The organism is Microcystis sp. M015S2 (assembly GCF_020245945.1).
Lineage (GTDB): Bacteria > Cyanobacteriota > Cyanobacteriia > Cyanobacteriales > Microcystaceae > Microcystis.
In genome coordinates, this window is the sequence record NZ_JADBTX010000078.1 from 1 (window position 1) to 18,941 (window position 18,941).

At 44.1% G+C, this 18,941-nt stretch carries 21 protein-coding genes; 10 read left to right on the plus strand and 11 right to left on the minus strand.

All coding sequences use genetic code 11. The features are described 5' to 3' along the window. Positions 1-378: 378 nt before the first annotated feature. Together IM473_RS14475 and IM473_RS14480 are read left to right on the plus strand one after the other, a co-directional pair. Positions 379-828 carry a DUF29 domain-containing protein gene (locus IM473_RS14475; protein WP_287659271.1) on the plus strand — a complete coding sequence of 150 codons (450 nt, stop codon included), beginning with the start codon at positions 379-381 and terminating at the stop codon, positions 826-828. A gap of 12 nt (positions 829-840) precedes the next feature. Beyond that, positions 841-1,590, plus strand: coding sequence for an amino acid ABC transporter ATP-binding protein (locus IM473_RS14480; RefSeq protein ID WP_287659272.1), 750 nt, complete (start codon positions 841-843; stop codon positions 1,588-1,590). 18 nt (positions 1,591-1,608) lie between these two features. Here the strand turns inward: IM473_RS14480 and IM473_RS14485 are convergent, their stop codons facing one another. The 4 genes from IM473_RS14485 to IM473_RS14500 all read right to left on the minus strand — a co-directional run bounded on the left by IM473_RS14485 (position 1,609) and on the right by IM473_RS14500 (position 9,160). Further along, positions 1,609-3,174, minus strand: coding sequence for a cation:proton antiporter (locus IM473_RS14485; protein ID WP_287659273.1), 1,566 nt, complete (start codon positions 3,172-3,174; stop codon positions 1,609-1,611). A gap of 57 nt (positions 3,175-3,231) precedes the next feature. After that, a complete protein-coding gene (locus IM473_RS14490; protein WP_287659274.1) occupies positions 3,232-6,534 on the minus strand; it encodes an efflux RND transporter permease subunit in 3,303 nt (1,100 codons plus the stop codon). Positions 6,535-6,540: 6 nt separating this feature from the next. Next, the gene (locus tag IM473_RS14495; protein WP_287659275.1) at positions 6,541-7,740 is read right to left on the minus strand and encodes a hypothetical protein; all 1,200 of its coding nucleotides are present in this window, start codon (positions 7,738-7,740) and stop codon (positions 6,541-6,543) included. Positions 7,741-8,026: 286 nt separating this feature from the next. Next, positions 8,027-9,160, minus strand: coding sequence for a glycosyltransferase (locus IM473_RS14500; RefSeq protein WP_287659276.1), 1,134 nt, complete (start codon positions 9,158-9,160; stop codon positions 8,027-8,029). A 292-nt stretch (positions 9,161-9,452) separates the two neighbouring features. Between IM473_RS14500 and IM473_RS14505 the strand changes: the two genes are divergently transcribed. The 3 genes from IM473_RS14505 to nblS all read left to right on the plus strand — a co-directional run bounded on the left by IM473_RS14505 (position 9,453) and on the right by nblS (position 12,161). Then, the gene (locus IM473_RS14505; RefSeq protein ID WP_002798263.1) at positions 9,453-9,632 is read left to right on the plus strand and encodes a hypothetical protein; all 180 of its coding nucleotides are present in this window, start codon (positions 9,453-9,455) and stop codon (positions 9,630-9,632) included. Positions 9,633-9,707: 75 nt separating this feature from the next. Continuing rightward, positions 9,708-10,055, plus strand: coding sequence for a DUF4359 domain-containing protein (locus IM473_RS14510; protein ID WP_287659277.1), 348 nt, complete (start codon positions 9,708-9,710; stop codon positions 10,053-10,055). Positions 10,056-10,169: 114 nt separating this feature from the next. After that, a complete protein-coding gene (gene nblS, locus IM473_RS14515) occupies positions 10,170-12,161 on the plus strand; it encodes a two-component system sensor histidine kinase NblS (protein WP_287659278.1) in 1,992 nt (663 codons plus the stop codon). Here nblS and IM473_RS14520 read toward each other — a convergent pair. Both IM473_RS14520 and IM473_RS14525 read right to left on the minus strand, forming a co-directional pair. Further along, positions 12,142-12,501 carry a hypothetical protein gene (locus tag IM473_RS14520; protein ID WP_287659279.1) on the minus strand — a complete coding sequence of 120 codons (360 nt, stop codon included), beginning with the start codon at positions 12,499-12,501 and terminating at the stop codon, positions 12,142-12,144. The genes nblS and IM473_RS14520 overlap by 20 nt on opposite strands. 235 nt (positions 12,502-12,736) lie before the next feature. After that, positions 12,737-13,144 carry a hypothetical protein gene (locus tag IM473_RS14525; RefSeq protein WP_287659280.1) on the minus strand — a complete coding sequence of 136 codons (408 nt, stop codon included), beginning with the start codon at positions 13,142-13,144 and terminating at the stop codon, positions 12,737-12,739. A gap of 44 nt (positions 13,145-13,188) precedes the next feature. On the opposite strand from IM473_RS14525, the gene IM473_RS14530 reads away from it, so the two are divergent. The 3 genes from IM473_RS14530 (at position 13,189) to folE (ending at position 15,916) form a co-directional block, all read left to right on the plus strand. Further along, on the plus strand, positions 13,189-14,094 hold the full coding sequence (locus tag IM473_RS14530) for a hypothetical protein (protein ID WP_287659281.1): 906 nt from the start codon (positions 13,189-13,191) through the stop codon (positions 14,092-14,094). A gap of 345 nt (positions 14,095-14,439) precedes the next feature. Next, positions 14,440-15,168 (plus strand): SDR family oxidoreductase, encoded by a 729-nt coding sequence (locus IM473_RS14535; RefSeq protein WP_287659282.1) that lies wholly within the window; start codon positions 14,440-14,442, stop codon positions 15,166-15,168. A 49-nt stretch (positions 15,169-15,217) separates the two neighbouring features. Beyond that, positions 15,218-15,916 (plus strand): GTP cyclohydrolase I FolE, encoded by a 699-nt coding sequence (gene folE, locus IM473_RS14540; protein ID WP_287659283.1) that lies wholly within the window; start codon positions 15,218-15,220, stop codon positions 15,914-15,916. Positions 15,917-15,971: 55 nt separating this feature from the next. On the opposite strand, the gene IM473_RS14545 is transcribed toward folE, so the two are convergent. Further along, positions 15,972-16,610: a phosphoribosylanthranilate isomerase gene (locus tag IM473_RS14545; protein WP_287659284.1), complete on the minus strand. Its 639-nt coding sequence runs from the start codon at positions 16,608-16,610 to the stop codon at positions 15,972-15,974. Between the two features lie 120 nt (positions 16,611-16,730). Between IM473_RS14545 and psaK the strand changes: the two genes are divergently transcribed. Next, positions 16,731-16,997 carry a photosystem I reaction center subunit PsaK gene (gene psaK, locus IM473_RS14550; RefSeq protein ID WP_002736399.1) on the plus strand — a complete coding sequence of 89 codons (267 nt, stop codon included), beginning with the start codon at positions 16,731-16,733 and terminating at the stop codon, positions 16,995-16,997. 158 nt (positions 16,998-17,155) lie between these two features. Next, positions 17,156-17,269, plus strand: a complete 114-nt coding sequence (locus IM473_RS14555) for a hypothetical protein (RefSeq protein WP_044000109.1) — start codon at positions 17,156-17,158, stop codon at positions 17,267-17,269. Positions 17,270-17,329: 60 nt separating this feature from the next. Here the strand turns inward: IM473_RS14555 and IM473_RS14560 are convergent, their stop codons facing one another. The 4 genes from IM473_RS14560 to IM473_RS14575 all read right to left on the minus strand — a co-directional run. Further along, positions 17,330-17,632 (minus strand): type II toxin-antitoxin system RelE family toxin, encoded by a 303-nt coding sequence (locus tag IM473_RS14560; protein WP_353738161.1) that lies wholly within the window; start codon positions 17,630-17,632, stop codon positions 17,330-17,332. Further along, positions 17,589-17,816, minus strand: a complete 228-nt coding sequence (locus IM473_RS14565) for a hypothetical protein (protein ID WP_002773466.1) — start codon at positions 17,814-17,816, stop codon at positions 17,589-17,591. Before IM473_RS14565 ends, IM473_RS14560 begins: the two co-directional genes overlap by 44 nt. 280 nt (positions 17,817-18,096) lie before the next feature. Beyond that, positions 18,097-18,624, minus strand: a complete 528-nt coding sequence (locus IM473_RS14570; RefSeq protein ID WP_066029915.1) for a DUF3011 domain-containing protein — start codon at positions 18,622-18,624, stop codon at positions 18,097-18,099. A gap of 145 nt (positions 18,625-18,769) precedes the next feature. Further along, positions 18,770-18,941, minus strand: a 172-nt coding sequence (locus tag IM473_RS14575) for a photosystem II protein D2 (RefSeq protein ID WP_271931852.1), incomplete at its 5' end; no start/stop codon positions are given.

Below are 18,941 nucleotides of genomic sequence, written 5' to 3' on the forward strand. Positions count from 1 at the left end.
TCGGGCTACATCAAATGTTCCAAAAAAATATAGAAGAGCTAATGCAAATTAGCCGCTATCGGTTGAAGGATTACATCAAAGGACAAAGAGCGATATCGCTTGCCCTATCTACCTTCTAGCTCGCTTGTCCCCCTCTCAGCTTTTTGGGCAATTGCTTTGAGTTTATCGATTAAATCCATGATAGCCTCATTATCTAGGATGTGTGGGTTCTCAGCCTAACCATAATTTAACCTTTTTTTACCTCAGGGTCAAGCATTTTTGACTGTCATCATCATTAATTCACAAATATTTACACTAATCCCGTGCCATCCGGATATTTTGTGCTATCATTTCTGGGAATGGGTTATTTTTAATAATGTCGCCATTTGATCAAAGACAATGCTTGCTTTAGAACAGCTTTATGAACGGGAGTATGATCGCTGGTTAAGCGAGACGATCGAGTTATTAAAAAATCGTCAGTTAGATCGGGTAGATTACGAACATTTAATCGAGGAGTTGGCAGCTTTGGAACGAAGCGAAAAAACTGCTGTTAAAAGTTTAAGTTTACAAATAATAATCCATCTCCTAATCTATCAATTTTGGACAACAGAAAGAGAAAGAAATAGTAATCATTGGGCGGCAGAGATTATCACTTTTCGAGTACAATTAGAAGATAAGCTCACTACCAATTTAAGCAAATTTCTAGAACTAGAGTTAGACAATATCTATGAAAACGCCCGCTTAATTGCCGAAAAAAAGACAGGATTAAAAAATTTACCGATAATTTGCCCCTACTCTCTGACACAAATTCTTGAGAAACAGTGGTTTCCCGATACAGACAATCAATAAACTCTCAAAAATATGGAATCTCACAACAGTGAACCGATTATAATTGCCGAAGCGGTGGAAAAATGGTATGATAACCGCTTTCATGCTTTGCGGGGAGTCAATCTCACCGTTAATAAACAGGAAGTTGTCGTGATTATGGGGCCGTCCGGTTCGGGAAAATCCACCTTTATTCGCACTTTTAACGGGTTAGAATCCTATCAAAAAGGCCGCATTATTATTGACGGGATAACTGTTTCCCACAACCTGAAAAATATCGAGGCAATCCGTCAGGAAGTCGGCATGGTTTTTCAACAATTTAACCTCTTTCCCCATCTGACGGTATTAGATAATGTCACCCTTGGTCCCATGTGGGTGCGCGGTTGGAAAAAAGCGCAAGCGGAGGAAATAGCCAGAAAACTCCTCGAAAAAGTCGGTATTCTCGAACAAGCGCTTAAATATCCCCCTCAGTTATCGGGAGGACAACAGCAGCGGGTGGCGATCGTTCGCGCTTTAGCCATGCAGCCAAAGGTGATGTTATTCGATGAACCCACCTCAGCTTTAGACCCAGAAATGGTGCGAGAAGTCTTGGAAACGATGCAAAGTTTAGCCAAATCAGGGATGACCATGGTTTGTGTCACCCACGAGGTAGGATTTGCGCGAGAAGTGGCCGATCGAGTGGTATTTATGGATCAGGGTGTAATTTTGGAAATTGCCCCCCCAGCAGAATTTTTTAATCATCCTCAATCCGATCGAACTCAGCAATTTTTAGCAAAAATTCTTTGATTTTCCATGACTTGATCATTAAACCATCTCTTTTTCTTCTTCTACCTCCACTAAAAGGGGAACGAGATTTTCATTTAAACGACCAGCTCGAATTAATTCTGCGTAGGTATTAGCTTCGATATCAAGTAAAGTATCTTGAAATTGTTCGGCTACCACATCTTTTAATTGTGGGTGTTCCTCTAGTAATTTTTGCAACTGATCGCCCAAGGACTTTAATTGTCCTTCCACCATAGTTTTTTTATAGCGATAAAATTCGGGATCGATATCGGGAAAACGTTCTGGTTGTTGTAGATAATTAGACACCCTAGTTAAAGCAATTTGACGAGCAATTAAGGCCGAATATTCGGCGCGAATCGGTTGATCACCGATAAGATTGAGGGCATTTAATAGCCATTGTATAGATAATCCTTGCACCAATAAAGTAAATAAAACCACCCCAAAAACCACGTCAATAATTTCTTGACGGTAGGGGATAGACGTAGGAACACTTAACGCTAGGGCGATCGAAACCGAACCGCGCAATCCTCCCCACCATAACACCGTTCTTTCCTTAAAATTGATCTTATTACCCGTAATTAGGTTACTAATTCCCCCTAGTCCAAAAATGGACAGCAAACGGGAAACCACCATAGCGGCGATCGCTATTAAAATCCCGCTTAAGTGACTGCCGAGACTCTCAAAACGGGTTTGATCACCGATCAGTAAAAAGATGATGGAATTGACAAAAAAGGCGATAAATTCCCAAAATTCGCTAACTACTAGGCGCGTGCGGGGACTCATACCAATGCGCGAACCGAGATTACCGAGAATAATCCCGACAATTACCACCCCAATCACACCAGATCCGCCTAATTTTTCCGTGACGAGATAGGTTCCATAGGCAGAAACTAGAGTCAGAGACTGTTCCACAAAAGGCAGATCAAAGCGTTGGGTAAGGTAGGAAATGCCGAAACCGATCACGCAACCCACACCGATGCCAATCCCCACAAAGGTGCAGAAACGAGCGATCGTCACGGGTATGGAAAAGGTATCGACTCCCAAGGGAATCCCCACCAAGAGGACGAAAGCGACCACAGCGACCCCATCATTAAAGAGACTTTCCCCTTCCATCAGGATCGTCAGTTTTTTACTGGCCCCCAATTCTTTAAATAGGGCAATTACAGAGACGGGATCGGTGGCAGCTAGGGCAGCCCCCAACAGAAACGCGATCGATAGGGGTAAATTGGCAAAAATATGTAAGGGATAGGCGACTCCCAAAACGGAGATAATCACCCCGATAACGGCAAAAAGGACGATAGTAAGCCAATATTCCTTTAATTTAGCCCAAGGAATATTCCAAGCGGCTTCAAAAAGGAGGGGAGGCAGAAAAATTTCCAGAATTAATTCCGGAGAAAGATTAACTAGACGCAAATCTAAAAAAGCTAAACCCATACCGACAATAACTAACAGCAGGGTGTAGGGAATTTTGCGGAGGAAGGCAACGGTTCTCGATAAAGTGGCGACACTCAAGGAAATGGTCAAAACTAGCAGGAATTGCTCTAAATTGTGAGCGATCGCTTCGTTAGCAGTGGATTCTAGACTCATTATTTTCAGTTATCAGTTATCAGTTATCAGTTATCACTGAAAAAGTCTCCTAACACCCTAGTCATTCGGGGACTGAGGAGAGATTTTCAAAGAGGAAATAGCCCCTTCTTCTATGGGGGTTTCTGATGTATTTCTTTCGCCACCGAGAGAGGGAGTTTTACTATTGCCAGAACCGCCATCTTTGGGGGGTTTCGAGGAGAGGAATCGGGCCTCGAACTGTTTGATCAGCACATACAACACCGGGACGAGAAATAAACTCAACACCGTCGAAATCAGATAACCGCCTAGGATTGCAGTTCCCAGGGACCAACGACTCATCGCCCCGGCGCCGGAAGCGATAACCAAGGGCAAGAAACCGACTAAACCGGAAATAGCCGTCATCAGAATTGGTCTTAAGCGTTCCGTCGAGGCCCGGGCTGCCGCATCGGGAATACTTAAACCCAAAGTACGGGACTGGTTAGCGAATTCCACGATTAAAATCGCATTTTTAGCCGCTAAACCGATCAACATGACCAAAGCCACCTGAGCATAGATATTATTATTCACCGCCGGGAAGAGACTACCCACTTGTAGGAAATTCGCCCGCAACAGTAAGGCCCCCATGGCACCTAGGATCGCTAGGGGAACCGTAATCATGATGATAATCGGGTCAATGTAGCTTTCGTACTGGGCCGCAAGGACGAGGAAAACCACGATAAAGGCTAATCCGAAGATAACTGGGGCTGCCCCAGCGGAAGTTTTTTCTTGGAAAGCCGTACCCGTCCAAGCGTAACCGAAACCGGGCTGCAGGACTTTCCGACAAACATCTTCCATCACTGCGATCGCCTGTCCCGTACTAAAACCGGGAGCGGGACTACCCTGAACGTTAATCGAGGGATAGAGGTTAAAGTTAGTGATAATCGGTGGATAGGTGAAGCGTTTGACGCTAATTAAACCGGATAGGGGAATATTGGCCCCGGTACGGGAACGGACGTAAAGACGGTTAATATCTTCGGGATTAGAACGATAATCCGCTTCTGCTTGGGCAAAGACTCGATACAAGCGATCGCCTAAGACGAATTGGTTGACGAAGTTGGAACCGAGATAGGTTTGCAGGGTTCCGAAAACGGCCTGCATATCGACGTTTTGCGCCTGTAGCTGGTTGCGATTGATGGAAAGTTCCAGCATCGGCGTGTCGGTGGTAAATTGGGTGAAAATTCCCGATAATTCCGGTCTTGTTCGGGCCTCGGCCATGACGTTATTAGCGTTGGCAATCAAAGCGTCCATGGGGAAAGAAGCGCGGTTTTGGATAAATAACTCGAAACCGCCAGTAGAACTTAATCCATCCACGGGGGGCGCATTAACGGCGAAAGCGCGAGCATCTGGGACTTTAGTGGCTAATTGTTGGTTAATTTTCCGCAGAACCCCGAAAACCGACTTATCTTCGCCGGGCCGTTCCGACCATTCTTTTAACTTGACAAAAAATAGTCCTTGGTTGCTGCCAGTTCCGGCAAAACTAAAGCCCGCCATACCGACAAAGTGTTCGATTTCTTCGATACCGTCGAGAATTTCTTCGTTAATCTGACGGATAACCCGGTCGGTGTAGCGCAAGGAAACCCCGGCGGGTGCTTGCACCAAAACGAAGGCATAACCTTGGTCTTCTTCGGGGATAAAACCCTGGGGAGTGGTGCTATAACTCCAAGCTGTGAGAAAGAGGGCGGCGATAAAGAAGGGTAACACTAAAAAACGGATGCGGATCAGAAATTCGATCGAGCGTCGATAGCCCTCTTTAACTGCGTTGAAACCCCGATTAAAGCCCTCGAAAAACAGTCCCAAGGGTCCGCGGGTGCGTTGGGGCGGTTTCATGATAATCGCCGACATGGTGGGGGAAAAACTGAGGGCGTTAAAGGTGGAGATGATAATTGAAGCGGAGATGATGACGGCAAATTGTCGATAAACGATCCCCACCGTACCGGGGAAGAAGGTGACGGGGATAAAAACTGCCAGCAGTACAAGAGAACTAGCGATAACCGCCGAGGTTAACTCGCCCATGGCATCAAGGGCAGCTTGAAATGGCCGCATTCCCTGCCGTAATTTTTCCGATACCGCTTCTACGATCACGATGCCGTCGTCCACCACTAAACCAGTGGCTAGAATGACGGCAAACAAGGAGAGGTTATTGAGAGAATAGCCTAAAGCCAGGGCGACGGCCATGGTTCCGATCAAAGATACGGGAATAGCGATCGCCGGAATGATCGTGGTGCGCCAGTCCTGAAGGAAGATAAAAATGACGAGAATAACCAGTAAAATCGCCTCCACCAGGGTGCCAAAGGCTTCTTCCAGGGAAGCGGCTACGAAAGCCGTATTATCGAGGGTAATGGCGATATTTAAACCCGGGGGGAAACTTGGTTCTAGTTCCGCCATTTTTTCTTTTACCAGTTTGGCAGTATTCCAAGCGTTGGAACCGGGTAACTGATAGACGATATAAACAACGGCGGGGGATTTGTCGAAATAGGCGGCGGTACTGTAGTTTTCGGCTCCGATTTCTGCGCGTCCTACGTCTTTAATTCGGATTAAATCGCCATTTTCCCCCACTTTGACGACGATATTTTCCGCTTCCTCCCCGGTGGCAACCCTACCAACGGCGCGAATGGCGATCTGGAATTGCTGATCCTCGGGACTGGGATCACCGCCAATTGTCCCTGCACCCACCTGAATATTCTGTTCTCGGATTGCCTGTACTACTTCGGCCGCCGATAGACCCCTAGCGGCTAAGGCATCAGGATTAAGCCAAAAACGTAGGGCGTATTCCCTCTCCCCGATGATTGTTGTACTACCAACCCCCTCGATCCGGCGAATCTCGGCATCGATGACCCGATCGACAAAGTTACTTAAAAAGACCGTATCGTAGGGATAATTGCCCTTTTCGTCCGGTTTTGCGGAAATCCCGTAGGCAAGGGTAACGCTGGGGGATTGGGTATTGGTTGTCACCCCCTGCCGGTTCACTTCTTCCGGTAAACTAGCGGCGGCGGTACTGACACGGTTTTGTACCAAGACTTGGGCAATGTTACGATCCATTTCTACTGGGAAATAGACATTCACCGTACTTTGTCCGGTGTTGGTACTCTGGGACTGCATATAAACAATCTGTTCTGTCCCGTTAATCTGGCGATCGAGTACCGTGGTAACGTTATCCTGTACGGTTTTGGCGTCGGTTCCCAAATAGTTGGCATTTACCGCTACCTGAATAAATGCCAACTGGGGCAGTTTTTCTAGGGGTAAAAAGGGAATAGCGATCGCCCCGATCAAAACGATTAAAATCGAGCAAACTGTGGTCAGAACGGGTCTTTTAATGAAGGTATCGGCAATGCTAAGGATCATAGGGCGTTACTGGTTCATTTTTTCTAGGATAGTCGCCGCGGTGGGAGATTTGCGAGTCAGATAGTTAAATATTAATAGTTTAAAGATGGTATCTAGGATAACGGGAACAGTGGCCACAAACAAGCTAATAAATGTAATATTTTCCCGCCAACCAAAGTGCCGGAACAAAGTTTCTAAGATTACCGTCCAACCCTCCGCCGAGTGAAACCCGACAAATATATCGGTAAAAAGAATAAAGATAAAGGCTTTGGTGATATCATTTAAGCTGAGAAAATAACGACTAACATAAGCTCGTGTAATTGTCAATTGTTGACGACCCAAAATTAAGATAGCAATAAAGGCTATTAATCCAGTAATATCGGAGAGAAGATTTTTCCACCCATCTTGACTTTCATAACCCGCTTCTTTAAATAATTCCTGTACCTGTTCCTGAAAGGTTTCTTCTGATTCTTGCCCTACTTTTGCTACTCCTAAAACCTGCTTGATTTCTTCAATTTCTTGAAGTCTAGCAAATTCCCTGAGATATTTTTCGCCAATTTCCTGAGAAATATAAACTTCTGATATTTTCGCTCTATCCACACCAAAATAGTTTAAAATAGGGCTAAAGACGAAGTTTCTACTAATAACCTGCACCAAGAGAGGAACTAAAATAATAATCAGGATAAAACGAATAGCAATACGTTGCTGTTGTCGCAGGGTACGGAGTTGTTTAATAACGGTTTGTTCGTATTCTGGGGTTAATTCTTGCTGGAAGTTAAAAAATTTATTACCGGTTGTAGGAGAAATTGCCTGGTTATTTTTATCTCTGGAGGTATCACTGGTGAGATTGGCATTAGGCAGATTTGGGGTTTGATTATTCGGTAATGGGGGCAGCAATTCCTCTAAGTCTAGGCGATATTTACCGATAATATCCTCGATCACCTTTAAAGTCTCTAGGATGTTATTATTTTCTGGGTTAGTTTGCGGATTAAAAAAATTACCCAGACGCACTTGAGTTAAATCGAAACGTATCTGTAATAATTCTCGCTCTAGGGTACTTTGAAAGTAATCATAAACACTTTTTCCTCCCACGGCAGCCGGGGAAATTTTTTGTCCCCCAAAATGTTTATCTTCGATCGCTTTAATTTTCAGCGCTCTCTGATAAGCTGATTCTAAGGCCACTAAAGAGCGTCTTTCTACCCATTGATTAACTCGATTCCAAGGCACGGCTATAATCCTCGCTTTTCTGTCATCACAATCACCACGGTAAGCTATCAGCGTTGGCTACATCTCCACTTTAGAGAAATATCCATAGTATTACATTTTGGGCGCAGGTGATGCACCCCCACCATTGGGGAAATAATATTATTGTAGGGGCGAATTGCATTCGCCCTCTTTTACAACGTTTCTCATCAAAATAAAGTGTAACCTAATTTGTTATCAACGACCGATGACCGACTCCCTAAAACGAAAACTTCCTAGCTCTCCATTAAGATAACTGCTCTAATTAAAGTTAGCAATAATTTTTAGATATTGAATGTTCCTCGACAAATAAACTATAGTTACTTTGAAAGATTTCAGGAGTAAATCTATTAGCCTGTTGCCGACAATTTTCTGGGTCAATTTTATCCGCATGATCGACAAAATATTTAACCGCTTCCTGCAAGGATTGGGGATTTTGTTCCCCAAAAAGTAATCCTGTTCCCTGGGGAGAATTTTCCCGCAGATCTCGCACGGTTTCTAAAGCACCTCCGGCAGCAAATGCAATCACGGGAGTACCACAAGCTTGCGCTTCCACTAAAGCAATACCAAAATCCTCACAAGCAGCATAAATAAACGCTTTTGCTTTCGACATATATTCTGCTACCATTCGATCAGAAACTGCACCTAAAATCTGAATATTATCCTTGGCTAACTGACGAATTAAAGCCATTTGTGGACCATCTCCAATAACTACTAGGGGTAATCCCAATTGATTAAACGCTTCCACAATTAAAGAGACTTTTTTATAACTAACCAAACGAGAGACTACTAAATAAAAATCTTCTTTTTTCTCTTGGTAGGAAAAACGCTCGATTTGTACGGGAGGATAAATAACTTTTGCCTCCCGTCGATAACAGCGCCAAATTCGTCTAGCGGTGTGGTGGGAATTAGCCAGAAAATAGTCCACACGATTAGCAGAAATCACATCCCACTGACGCAACCCATGCAAGAGATAACGGGTGAAAATACCGGGTAATCCCTGTCCTAACTTACTATTAGCCAGATAGTCAAAAGTTAAATCCCAAGCATAACGCATCGGAGTGTGACAATAACAAATGTGCACCTGATCCGGTCGAATTAAAACCCCTTTAGCCACACAATGGGAGGAGGATAAAATTACATCATAATCCTCTAAATTTAACTGCTCGATCGCTAGAGGAAGAAAAGGTAAGTATTTTTGTACGCCATTTCTCGCTTTCGGGAAGTTTTGCAGAAAAGTTGTCCCGATCGAGCGACCATAGAGATAACTATCGGGATTAGTGGACTCAAAATCGACCAAAGCGTATAAATCCGCCTCTAGACATTGTAAAATCTCCTTAACCACTAATTCCGATCCCCCCGTCGCCTTTGGGGTTAACCACTCGTGAACCAGAGCATACTTCATAGGATAATCAATAATCTCAGCCGTAATTATAGCAGTAAGGATCGGCAGTTTAAGAGTTCACTTACTGGTTTTCTCTTCCCCAAAATTACCGACACATATCCGATCACGGTAAAAAACACCAGAAAGAAATTATTAAAATTTTCCAGAAAAATTGCAAAGTTTAGTAAAAATTACTAGCAAGATCAGATTAGCGACTCCATAATGGGGATCAAGGAAAAAATAGGCTTAAACCCATTGGGATCAAGAAAAACTAGCTTTATATACAGAAGATAACTAATTAATGAGGTTTGCTATGATCACCCTGCAACAAGTACGCTGTCCTAATTGTGGAAATTTTGCCGAAAGACAGCATATTTTAGAACACCATCTCGTTAGCACCGCCTGTTCTCACTGTGATTATCTGTTAATTAGTTGCAGTCTCACGGGAAATGTACTAGAGTGCTATGCACCCGGTATTGGTTTAAGAAGTTAACACCGCTCCCTAGCCGGATCGAAAATGTCTTGTCAAAATAGAGTGGAGAAGACAAAATCAAGGAGCTAAGTAGCTATGGGGGGTAATTTCTTCAAGGGAGCGATCTCATTGGGGGTGGTAGCGGGGATTATGGGATTTACCAATCCACCCCAAGAACTTTACAGCGAATACGCCTCGGAAAAACTTCTCGCTCATGCCGACAAAATCGCTTGCGAGAAAATCAGTCTCTGTGACTCGATCGATTCTTTACCAGTGGCAGCCAGAAATGTGATCAAAAATCAAATCTTAAAACCAGCGATCGAAACCTCTAGTCAACGGCAAAATTTAGGTGTGTTCAGCATTTACACCACAGAGGCACCGGGGGTAGCTAAAATTAGAACTCTTGGCGCTTTTGGACACTTCTTGACTTTCTCGGAGACTTAGGTGAGATTGCTGCCAGCTTAACCGCTACCAGCTTAATAATGAGTTAAGATGATCGTGTTAACCCGCGATTTGAGCGATAGACTCCTCAAGAACACCGATTAATCCTGCCTAACCGTGTTTAATTTTCTGCTCATTCTCCGAGAAGCGATCGCCCGTTGGTGGTCCGAATTCACTCTCCAAACTAAATTAATGGCCGCGGCTACTTTAGCCGTTTCTTTGTTGATGAGTGGTTTAACCTTTTGGGCGGTTAACACGATCCAGCAGGATGTCCGTCTCAATGATACCCGTTTTGGCCGGGATTTAGGGCTGTTATTAGCCGCTAATGTCTCCCCTCTGATTGCTGAGGACAATTTAACCGATTTAGCCCGTTTTTCAGCCCGTTTTTATAGTAGTACCTCCAGTGTTCGTTATTTGATCTACGCTAACGAGGAGGGTGAAATATTTTTCGGTATTCCCTATTCTACCGCCGAAGTTAAGAACTCCCTGACGATCGAGCGTCGCATTCAATTACCGGAAAATTATGGCGAAAATGGGGAAACTCCCCTCATCCGTCAGCACAAAACCCCCGACGGTGAAGTAACCGATGTCTTTGTTCCCTTAAATCATGAGGGCAAATATTTGGGAGTATTAGCGATCGGGATCAATCCTAACGCTATTGTGGTGGCTTCTTCTAATCTAACCCGTGATGTGACTATTGCCGTTTTTGTCTCGATCTGGGCTATGGTGATTCTCGGGGCGGTTTTTAATGCTTTAACTATCACCAAACCGATCAAGGAGTTATTAGTCGGGGTCAAAAATATTGCAGCAGGAAATTTTAAGCAGCGCGTTGATTTACCCCTGGGAGGAGAGTTAGGAGAATTAATTCTCAGTTTTAATGAAATGGCGGAAAAGTTAGAACGATACGAAGAACAAAATATCGAAGAAATGACCGCCGAAAAAGCCAAATTAGATACGTTAATGTCCACTATTGCTGATGGAGCAATTCTCTTAGATACTAATTTTCAATTATTATTAATTAATCCCGCAGCTCGGGAAATATTTGGCTGGGAAGATCGGGAAATTATTGGACAAAATGTTCTACATCTTTTTCCCTCGGAATTAACGGTTAAACTAACTAAACCCCTCTATCAAATTGCCGCGGGAGAACCACTCCAGAATGAAGAAACCGCTAATCAAAATCAGAAAAATGCTGTTATTAATCAGGAAAATAATAACTATGCCCCAGCGGAATTTAGATTATCTTTAACTTACCCGAAACCCTGCACAATTCGCATTTTGTTAACTCAGGTATTCGATCAGTATCGGGAAAATGTTCGGGGAATTGCCATGACGCTACAGGATATCACCAGAGAAACAGAATTAAATGAGGCAAAAAGTCAATTTATTAGCAATGTTTCCCATGAGTTAAGAACCCCTTTATTTAACATCAAATCTTTCATTGAAACCCTGACAGAATTTGGTGAGGATCTCAGCGATACAGAAAAAAGAGAGTTTTTAGAAACCGCTAACCATGAAACCGATCGCTTAACTCGTTTAGTTAATGATGTTCTCGATCTTTCTCGGTTAGAATCCTCGCGTAACTATAACTTAGATGCGCTCGATATCGGACAATTAATCGAACAAACCCTGAGAACATATCAACTCAATGCTAGGGATAAAGGACTAGAATTAAGCTCGGAAATTGAAGCCAATTTACTACCAATTTTAGGCCACTATGATCTACTTTTACAGGTATTAACTAATCTAGTCGGTAACTCCCTAAAATTTACTCCTGCCGGCGGTAAAGTCGTGATTCGTGCCTATAAAATAAGCAGAGATAATCCCCAAGAAACTGTCAAAATTCGCGTGGAAGTATCCGATACTGGTATTGGCATCGATGCCGAGGATCAAAGTGCCATATTTGATCGATTCTATCGGGTAGAAAATCGCGTTCATACTCTAGAAGGGACGGGATTAGGATTATCGATCGTTAAAAATATTATCGAAAAACACTATAGTCAAATTAATTTGATTAGTGAAGTGGGAATTGGCACAACTTTCTGGTTCGATCTAGATTTATATCAAGGCTTGATCGCCAGCAAAAAAATTAACGACGTGAGTTTATAAAAGCCAAGGCAATACTGCCCAAAATCAGGGTTAATAATAGCAATAATCCCTTATTTCTGAGACACCAATTTTTAAAAACCCTAGGAAGAGGGAGAGGAGGAATTTTTTCGGCTATTATTTGGCTATTTTTGTATAAAGTGCAGCTGGTAGCGTAGGGACGTTGGGGAAAATTACAGCTATCATCGCCATGATAAAGACAGGTTTCACATAAAAACTCGCCCGTGACAGTTTGATGCAGGGTCATGCCGGGATGACCATAGGCCTTTAAAATATTAGAACAGTAGGGACATTGTAAGGCTTGACTATCGACCTTGTGTTGACAACGAGGACAGGTAATCATAATCGCTAAATTTTCCCTTTGAGGATTGTCATTGCTAAGGTAGATCCCCCCGCCTATCGGCACCCCCCTTATCAAGGGTAGATCCCCCCGCCTATCGGCACCCCCCTTATCAAGGGTAGATCCCCCCGCCTATCGGCACCCCCCTTATCAAGGGGGGCAGGGGGGATCGAACCCAAAATCTATCTTCAATTTAATTATAACCAGCTACTTAGCAAAATCCCCGGGCTTTTTCCGGTTATTTGACTAAATAGCTGCGCCATTGTGAGGCAACTTCTTCCAGTAAACGCCAAGTTTTCCCCTCGATCTGTCTTTGTAAATAAAGATCAAAATTGTTGTGTTGTTTGGTATCTTTTTGATGGGGCAATTGTAGAGTTAGATCGTAATCTCCCTGCAAGTGATAAGCGGGTAACTTGCCCACATAAAGCGGTTCCAGACTGGTGACATTAATTTTAGCAATTTTTACCTGCGGATCATCGATCTGTAAAGATTGACTAAGGCGATCGGATGTGTGACGAAATTGTAATAAAAGGGCTTTGGCGACGATTTCTCCGTCAGGGGCAAATTCTTGCGGGGGAGCGACACTACCACAAGCAGTCAGGAAGACAAGGAAAATACTGGTTAAAAAACCGAGAAAACGGCGCATAGAATGATATTTTGAAAAAGAATGGCAGCGGGTTAAGAAAGATTATGACTCAACCAAATGAGCGAGAGAATTTCAGCCAAGCAGAAACAGTGATCCGACTACAAGAGGCGATCGAGCAGTTAAATTCGATCGTTTCCCAACTTAACACGGGAACGGGGACAGTGTTACCCCCAAAAGTTGCTGTTGATAATCTTCTTAACTCAACGCAACAGTTAGCCGCTGCTTTAAAACCAGATGAATTCGCAGGAGTTGAGCAAAGTTTAACCCCAGATTCTCCCATCGAAGCAGCGGAGGGAATCGACGATATTTTACCAGATTTCGAGCAGGTGGAAGGGTGGTGGACGGCAATTTTGAACAAAATTCGCCGACTTTTACCCGGGGGAATTAGCGAAAAAATTCCCGATTGGTTAATCACCGGCTTGTTAACAGGAAGTTTAGTCACTATCCTATTAGTAGCTGTGGTCAGTTTACCGAAAAATCCGGCGGAAATTGCCGAAAATATGCCTGAAGTTGTCTCTAGTCCCTCCCCGGCAGCTAGGGAAATTATCGAAACTCCCCCAGAATTAATCGCACCAGAGGCACCGATTCCCGTCCCGATTACCAAAGCAAAACCGCGATTAACTCCCGAACAAAGTTTAGTCGCAGCCATTCAAGAGGAAATTACCGATTTAACTACTCGTTATCCCGCCGGTATTATTTCTACCGTAGAGGCAGATTTTTTGGCTAGTCGTCTAGTAGTTATTTTGGGCGATAATTGGTATAGTCTGGAGGCATCACAACAGGATAAATTGGCTAATTCGGTTTTTCAACGTTGCCAAAGTCTCGATTTTCGGCGCTTGGAAATGAAGGATAACGAGGGAATTCTCCTCGCTAGAAGTCCCGTTATCGGCGATCGAGTGGTGATTGTCAATCGCACTCAACCCAGCGCTGCCATCTCCTCCGGTGAGTAGTTTTGAGCGCGGGGAAAGGGAGTTTCGGGCAAAGACAGCCTCAAGAATTCTCGCCCACCAGTCCGCTTTTTTCCCTCGCTGGTTAGATATCTATCTGAATATACACAAAAATTAGTGATCCCTGACTTAACAGTGCTATAATTGGCTAGGTAAAATTTTGTAACGATTCTTAATCTTGAACCTACCCGATAGTCAATGCTTCCCCCCGCCTGGGGTGGCCGCAGCAGTTTTGGTGCGAGAAAAATTGCTCCGATCCAACCCAATTCCCTTAAACTTTTCTAGGGTTCCCCTGACCGCCAAAATTTTGCCCTAACTACCAAGAATTAAGAGATTTCAAACTATACCATGAACTCTGTTATTCGTCAACAGCGAGCGCTGATCACCGGAGCCGGCAGCGGCATCGGCAAGGAAACCGCCCTCGCTTTCGCCAAGGCGGGAATTAATCTGGTTTTAATCGGTCGCGATCAGCAAAGATTGGCAACCGTGGCGGGAATGGCGGCAGATTTAGGCGTATCAGCCCAAGCTTACCCCTTAGATTTGGCAGATATCCTGGAAGTAGCTCCTAGTATCGCTAAAATCGCCCAAGAATCCGGACCGATCGATATCCTGATCAATAATGCTGGCATGGGTTACACCAACTCCTTGGCCGACACACCTTTGTCAGACTGGCAGCGGGTGATCGATCTCAATTTAACCAGTGTTTATCAGTGTGTGCAAGGAATTTTACCTGCCATGCGTCAACAGGGGGGAGGCACGATCGTTAACGTTTCCTCGATCGCCGCCGATAATTTCTTCCCTGATTGGGGGGCCTATAGTGTCAGCAAAGCGGGATTAGTGGCATTTTCTCGCATTTTAGCGATCGAGGAGCGGGCTAACGCCATTCGCGTCACGATTATCACTCCCGGGGCTGTCAATACTCCCATCTGGGACAGCGATAGCGTCAAAGCAGATTTCGATCGCTCGGCCATGTTAACCCCGGATATCATCGCTCAGGCCATTCTGCAAGCGGTGTTACTGCCCAAACAGGCCGTAGTGGAAACGATGACCATTATGCCCAGTGCGGGGGCATTATAACCCAAAATACTTCTATTTATCAATCAATTCGCCTACAGGCATCCTCATTATGACCATAGCTTCTTCTAACGGTTTAAACGGTAATCTAACCGACGCTATCCAAGCACGCGTAACCAGTCGCCCTGATCGCAACACCCACAATGGCAAAACCGCTCAAATTCATCCAACTTCCGACGAAAACAAAGAACAGATGATGGATGCGGTCAGAAATATCCTGATCTCGGTGGGGGAAGATCCCGAAAGAGAAGGTTTATTAAAAACCCCCAAACGGGTGGCCGAAGCGATGCAGTTTCTCACCCAAGGCTATCAACAATCCCTAGAAACCCTCGTTAATGGTGCGATCTTCGATGAAGGTCATAATGAGATGGTATTAGTGCGCGATATTGACTTCTTTAGTCTCTGTGAACATCATATGTTACCCTTCATGGGTCGGGCCCACGTTGCCTATATTCCTAACCAAAAGGTGGTCGGATTAAGTAAATTGGCCCGCATTGTGGAAATGTATTCCCGTCGTTTACAGGTGCAAGAGCGCCTCACCCGTCAGATTGCCGAAGCGATTCAAGAAATTCTTGAACCCCAAGGGGTTGCGGTCGTCATGGAAGCAACCCATATGTGCATGGTAATGCGCGGGGTGCAGAAACCGGGATCCTGGACTGTCACCAGCGCCATGTTAGGAGTCTTCCAAGACGAGCAGAAAACCCGCGAGGAGTATCTTAACCTGATCCGTCATAAACCCAATTTCTTCTAGTCAGGGAAATGGGGGAATTCAACTAAAACCCCAACACCCAAAACCTTCTAACTGATCACTGATCACTGAATGTTTGCAGTCGCTCTAACAAGAGGGCGACTTTTTTGATGTCTTTATCACCAGGCGATCGCTCAACGCCGCTAGAGACATCAATACCCTGGGGGTGCAGCCGAGTTAAAGCTTCACTAATATTATCGGGGTTGAGTCCTCCGGCCAGAAACCAGGGCAAGGGGGGCGAAAAACTGGCTAAGGCTTGCCAGTCTAAGGTATGTCCCGTACCGCCGAGCAATTGGGGATGGTAGGCATCTAAAAGTAAAGTATCGACGCTATTGAAGTAAATTGCCGACTTTTCCCAACTTTCTCTGTCTTTGATCCGCAAAGCTTTGATAATTTCCCGGTCGGGTAATAATTGCCGCAACCTTTGGCAATATTCGGGAGATTCCTTACCATGTAACTGCACACTTGTCAAGGGGGTTTTAACAATTATTTGCTGAATAATTTCCGGTTGCTCGTCGGCAAAAACCCCGATAAAATCAATTTTGTCGGGTATTGCGGCGATAATGGCGTTAATTTGCTCGATTTTGACGTAACGAGGCGAACTCGGTACGAGGATAAAACCTAAGGCCGTAGCTCCTAAATTAGCGATCGCTTGTCCTTGGTCTGGTTGGGTAATGCCGCAAATTTTAATTCGCATTTAATCTTATTCACAAAACTTTACAAAAACTGTTAAGTATTCAAACAAAAAGCAGTTTCGGGTCAAGAGCTTTTTATAATTCCCTGTGATTAACAAAATCTTATCAAGACTGGAGCGCAAATGATCCCTTCCACCTTACTTTTAGCCACCGCTCAAACCATTCCCTGGAATTTATCCGTCGGCATTACCATGACGTTAGCTAACCTAGTAGCGTTCGTTATCGGTTATTTTGCCATCCAAAATACCGGGGCCGGCCCTGCTTTACCCTTACCGCAGTTAGCCTCGAAAAAAAGCTTCGGTCTGCCGGAATTATTGGCTACCATGAGTTTTGGCCATATTCTCGGTGCGGGACTGGTTCTCGGTCTTTCTAACGCAGGTATTCTCTAATCAGTAATCAGTAATCAGTAATCAGTGACCGGTAATCCTCAGAGAGAGGAGCCAGTAGTCAGTAGTCATGAGAACTAGGCATAAAGAGATTTTAGGCAACTTCATCCCTATTTTTCCCATTTTTGAACTCTCAAAAGTTAATTATGTCAGAAGTCTAGGTGATTATTCTGGCTGCCGGCGAGAAAATTAAAAAATCAGTTGCTCAAGTTGAAGTTAGAGACTTTGCTGACGAAGAAGAAGCAGTATTTGCTAAATTAACTCATGAAAGTTAGATGGCTGCGGAAAGAAGTATCGAAAATAATTGGTAAATGCGAACGTTGCTAATCGCTTAGTTAATCGTAAATATTGCCTCTAAAGTTAATCTCATAAATAAAGATTTCGTCTGTCTCCTTGCCGATTTCAAAAATAACTCGCATTTTGCCAACGGGAATTCTGGAGAATCCTTTCAACTCACCTTTAAGTTTTTTGATATCAAGTTCTTCAGGGGGATAAACGTTTTGAGTTTCAAGGCAGGTTTTGAGAATACCAATTTTAGTCAAAACAGATTTTCGGCTATTGGCATCTAGTTTCTCCAAAAATTTATTGGCTGATCTACTGATCCTGATCTTCACGATTAAACCAGTCTGTAATATCAACGAAGCCATCGTCTTTGTAATCAACAGGATTAAAGTTTGCTTCTATGTCAGCCTGTTCTATATCATCAACATAGGGAATCAGCATCTCGAAGAATTTAAACCATTCTTCCCGCATAACTTCGCGGACGCTTTCCTTGATGATAGTTTTGAGCATTAGAGCATCTAAGGTGTTTGCCGGCTCCATATATTTTCCTCCAATCTACTTGAATTGTAGCAGCAGATCAAGAAAACGGGTTTCTTACAGCAGCTATCTTAAGGATTTTAGTTTTCTCAAGCTACTGTTCGAGGCAAGTCAAGAGATTGGGAGAAATTCAGGTAATCTAAGGATAGGCGGTTAAAGTGCATCTTAGCTTACCTGATAACGTTCTTAAAATCTATCTTCGGCAAAAGTTACTCATTTTAGCTATCTAGCTATATAAATAAGTAACTTTACAAGGTTTTAGATAGAGTTTTGGTTTCTATATTTAACCCCGATCCTCACAAACAAAGTCCACTACTCGATCGATTTCTCGGGATGAGCGGATGCGACGACTACCGCTGCCGAGTTCGCCACCACGACAATTGGCCCACCAACGCTCGCGACTGCCATTAACGATCGCATCAAATTCTCTAATTCTGCCACTATCATAATAACTGCGGCGATCAACGACAAAACGACCGATATTGGGGAGGCGAAATTCTTCATAAACATTACCTTCCCAACCGCCACCAACATTACCGTGATGGTCGTCCATGCGTACCTCAAACTCGCCCCGACAACCATTTCTGACCACAATATTGCCGTTTTGGAAATCCCAATTACCCTCACAGGGAGCAGCGGAGCGAGTGCGGGTTAATCTCACCTGGGCCCATCGAGCATTGACGGGACAGCGAGTAGTGCGACCGCTTTGACTTTCACAATTAATTCTCATGGTTCTGGCCGCTGCTGGCTCGCTCCCTAGGGGATAAATTAGCAATAAACCGAGACTAGATAATAAAATTTGGCGAAACATTGTCTTTATCTCCAAGAAATTCTCTAGTTTATCTTACAGGGGTATCCAGAAATTGAGTAGTAGTGCTTGAAGTGCCTTAATCAACAAAAAAGAAGGGTGATTTAACTTCACCCTTCCCTCTAATCAGTAAATTTTCTTGCCATCTTTAGAGAGCGTTACCGCGAGGTAATACTTCTTCAGGGAAGATAAAGTTTTCGTGGGGTTGGTCTTGGGGAGCCATCCAAGCTCTCAGACCTTCGTTAAGCAGAATATTTTTAGTGTAGAAGGTTTCAAATTCCGGGTCTTCCGCCGCTCTCAATTCCTGAGAAACGAAGTCA

What these genes read in the sequence shown, in the direction of transcription:
- psaK (WP_002736399.1), top strand. Translation starts at nt 16,731, where the DNA reads ATGATCCCTTCCACCTTACTTTTAGCCACCGCTCAAACCATTCCCTGG.
- IM473_RS14485 (WP_287659273.1), bottom strand. Translation starts at nt 3,174, where the DNA reads ATGAGTCTAGAATCCACTGCTAACGAAGCGATCGCTCACAATTTAGAG.
- IM473_RS14490 (WP_287659274.1), bottom strand. Translation starts at nt 6,534, where the DNA reads ATGATCCTTAGCATTGCCGATACCTTCATTAAAAGACCCGTTCTGACC.
- IM473_RS14530 (WP_287659281.1), top strand. Translation starts at nt 13,189, where the DNA reads ATGACTCAACCAAATGAGCGAGAGAATTTCAGCCAAGCAGAAACAGTG.
- IM473_RS14545 (WP_287659284.1), bottom strand. Translation starts at nt 16,610, where the DNA reads ATGCGAATTAAAATTTGCGGCATTACCCAACCAGACCAAGGACAAGCG.
- folE (WP_287659283.1), top strand. Translation starts at nt 15,218, where the DNA reads ATGACCATAGCTTCTTCTAACGGTTTAAACGGTAATCTAACCGACGCT.
- IM473_RS14510 (WP_287659277.1), top strand. Translation starts at nt 9,708, where the DNA reads ATGGGGGGTAATTTCTTCAAGGGAGCGATCTCATTGGGGGTGGTAGCG.
- IM473_RS14520 (WP_287659279.1), bottom strand. Translation starts at nt 12,501, where the DNA reads ATGATTACCTGTCCTCGTTGTCAACACAAGGTCGATAGTCAAGCCTTA.
- IM473_RS14475 (WP_287659271.1), top strand. Translation starts at nt 379, where the DNA reads ATGCTTGCTTTAGAACAGCTTTATGAACGGGAGTATGATCGCTGGTTA.
- IM473_RS14570 (WP_066029915.1), bottom strand. Translation starts at nt 18,624, where the DNA reads ATGTTTCGCCAAATTTTATTATCTAGTCTCGGTTTATTGCTAATTTAT.
- IM473_RS14565 (WP_002773466.1), bottom strand. Translation starts at nt 17,816, where the DNA reads ATGGAGCCGGCAAACACCTTAGATGCTCTAATGCTCAAAACTATCATC.
- IM473_RS14505 (WP_002798263.1), top strand. Translation starts at nt 9,453, where the DNA reads ATGATCACCCTGCAACAAGTACGCTGTCCTAATTGTGGAAATTTTGCC.
- IM473_RS14535 (WP_287659282.1), top strand. Translation starts at nt 14,440, where the DNA reads ATGAACTCTGTTATTCGTCAACAGCGAGCGCTGATCACCGGAGCCGGC.
- IM473_RS14500 (WP_287659276.1), bottom strand. Translation starts at nt 9,160, where the DNA reads ATGAAGTATGCTCTGGTTCACGAGTGGTTAACCCCAAAGGCGACGGGG.
- IM473_RS14480 (WP_287659272.1), top strand. Translation starts at nt 841, where the DNA reads ATGGAATCTCACAACAGTGAACCGATTATAATTGCCGAAGCGGTGGAA.
- IM473_RS14525 (WP_287659280.1), bottom strand. Translation starts at nt 13,144, where the DNA reads ATGCGCCGTTTTCTCGGTTTTTTAACCAGTATTTTCCTTGTCTTCCTG.